General features: G+C 66.4%; 2 protein-coding genes and 1 pseudogene. All 3 read left to right on the forward strand.

All coding sequences use genetic code 11. The features are described 5' to 3' along the window. Positions 1-180 precede the first annotated feature (180 nt). The gene (locus DBR20_RS05100) at positions 181-948 is read left to right on the forward strand and encodes a sulfurtransferase (protein WP_108265430.1); all 768 of its coding nucleotides are present in this window, start codon (positions 181-183) and stop codon (positions 946-948) included. Positions 949-1,139: 191 nt separating this feature from the next. After that, entirely contained in the window at positions 1,140-2,135 is a 996-nt protein-coding gene (locus tag DBR20_RS05105) for an LLM class flavin-dependent oxidoreductase (protein WP_100552129.1), read from the forward strand. Positions 2,136-2,262: 127 nt separating this feature from the next. Further along, positions 2,263-2,446 (forward strand): annotated as a pseudogene (locus tag DBR20_RS22690) (pyridoxamine 5'-phosphate oxidase family protein); the annotation flags it as partial.

The following is a 2,446-nucleotide window of genomic DNA, read 5'->3' on the forward strand; positions in this document are numbered from 1 at the left end:
GCCTCGTAGAGCGCCATCCATGGCGCTCTGCGCCCCCGCCTGCCCACACCGCCCCGCCTTGGCCGGTTTCCGGGTGCTGTCGGTAGATGTCGACCTTGGTCGACACTGTGGTAGATCCACGCCATGCGTGGATGAACGGTGGAGGCTGATACGGGGGCGGTCAGGCGGTAAAATGGCGGAATGATCGCCAATACCGCTGCTTATCATTTCGCCGTCATCGACGCTCCGCAGGCCCTGTGTGACCAGCTGCAGTCGCGTGCCGAGGCATCCGGCCTGCAGGGCACGATCCTGGTGGCGGGCGAGGGGCTGAACCTGTTCCTGGCGGGGGCACCGTCTGCTATCGATGGCTTCTACGCGGAACTGCGTGCGGATGCGCGCTTCGCTGAGATGCGGGTCAAGACCAGCTTCAGCGAGCACCAGCCGTTCGCGCGGCTGAAGGCCAAGGTCAAGGACGAGATCATCAGTTTCCGCCGGGACGATGGCCAGCCGCTGGACTACCCGCGCGCGCCGGCGATCGATCCCGCCACCGTGCAGCGCTGGCTGCGGCAGGGGCACGATGATGCTGGCAAGCCCGTGGTGATGCTCGATACGCGCAACCTGCAGGAGATCGAGTACGGCACCTTCAAGGACGCGCTGGTGCTGCCCATCCACAAGTTCACCGATCTGCCCGAAGCCTTGGCACCCCATCGCGAGGCGCTGAAGGACAGCACCGTGGTAAGTTTCTGCACCGGCGGCATCCGTTGTGAGAAGGCGGCGCTGTGGATGCTCAATGACGGCATGGACAACGTGCTGCAGCTCGATGGCGGCATCCTCGGTTACTTCGAGGAAGTGGGCGGCGAGGGCTACGAAGGCCGATGCTTCGTGTTCGACGAACGCGTGGCGCTGGACGCCGAACTGAAGCCGCTGGTGGACGAACCGCTGCCGGAACCCCGCCCCAGCGCGTTCTGACCCGCCTTGTGTAGAGCCGAGCCCACGCTCGGCTGCTGTGCACCGGGGAAATGCAGCCGAGCGTGGGCTCGGCTCTACACAGGCCGGTGGCGCTGAATCCGTCCCACAGGAATCAGCGTCCCGCTACCGGCACTGGCCGCAGGGGCAGGGTGACCCCATCAACAGGGGATCCTGTGACGGAAAACCGCCTGATGATCCCATTGTCGATCCTCGACCTGGCCCCGGTCTGCGAGGGCAGCGATACCACTGCCGCCTTCGCCAACATGCTCGAGCTGGCCCAGCATGCCGATGCGCTGGGCTACCGCCGCTATTGGTTGGCCGAACACCACAACATGCCTGGCATCGCCAGTGCCGCCACCGCAGTGCTGATCGGCCACGTGGCCGGTGGTACGAAACGCATCCGTGTCGGCGCCGGCGGCATCATGCTGCCCAACCATGCGCCGCTGCAGGTGGCCGAGCAGTTCGGCACGCTGGCGTCGCTGTACCCGGACCGTATCGACCTGGGCCTGGGCCGCGCACCGGGTACCGACCAGCCGACCGCGCGCGCCCTGCGCCGCTATTTCGACAGCGCCGACCAGTTCCCGCAGGACGTGCGCGAACTGCTGCACTACTTCGAACCGGTGCAGCCGGGGCAGGCGGTGCAGGCCGTACCCGGTGGCGGCCTGCGGGTGCCGACCTGGATCCTCGGTTCCAGCCTGTTCGGCGCGCGCATGGCCGCCTCGATGGGCCTGCCGTACGCCTTTGCCTCGCACTTCGCCCCCGATTCCATGGATGAAGCGCTGGCGGTGTATCGTCGCGAATTCCGCCCTTCGGCCACGCTCAAGCAACCGCACGCGATGCTGGCATTGAACGTGGTGGCCAGTGACAGCGAAGCCGAATCGCGCCGGCTGTTCACCAGCCAGCAGCAGAGCTTCGTCAACCTGCGTCGCGGCCGTCCGGGCAAGATCCCGGCGCCGATCGACGACATCGAATCGTTCTGGGAGCCGCACGAGAAACTGGGCGTGGAGCGGGCGCTGGCGTGCACCGTGCTGGGTGATCCACAGCAGGTGGCCGACGGTATCGCGGCGTTCGTCGAACGCCACCAGCCCGACGAATTGATGCTTACCGCCAACCTGTACGACCACCGCGCGCGCCTCCGCTCTTTCGAGCTGGCGATGCATGCCTGGCATGCCCGCCACGCGGGCTGAACAATTGCGTCACGGCAATTTGCGGCGCAGGCGCGTCTGATGGGGACTCACACCTCCGGAGTCCCCCATGGACCAGTCCCGTACCGAACACATTGCCCAGCTGGCCGAACTGATCAAGGACGTGGAGGTGGCGATGTTCACCACCCGCGGTGTCGACGGGCGTCTCTACAGCCGTCCGCTCGGCACCCAGCAGGTCGCCTTCGATGGTGACCTGTGGTTCGCCACCGCTGCCGACAGCCCGAAGGTGGCCGAGATCGCGCTCGACCCGCGGGTCAACGTGGCCTATGCCTCACCGTCGAAGAATACGTATG

Origin of the sequence: Stenotrophomonas sp. HMWF023 (assembly GCF_003060985.1) — a bacterium.
In the GTDB taxonomy this organism is placed as follows: Bacteria; Pseudomonadota; Gammaproteobacteria; order Xanthomonadales; family Xanthomonadaceae; genus Stenotrophomonas; species Stenotrophomonas lactitubi.

Bases quoted from the DNA above. Each gene is read 5' to 3' on its own strand.
- DBR20_RS05105 (WP_100552129.1), top strand. From the start codon at position 1,140: ATGATCCCATTGTCGATCCTCGACCTGGCCCCGGTCTGCGAGGGCAGC.
- DBR20_RS05100 (WP_108265430.1), top strand. From the start codon at position 181: ATGATCGCCAATACCGCTGCTTATCATTTCGCCGTCATCGACGCTCCG.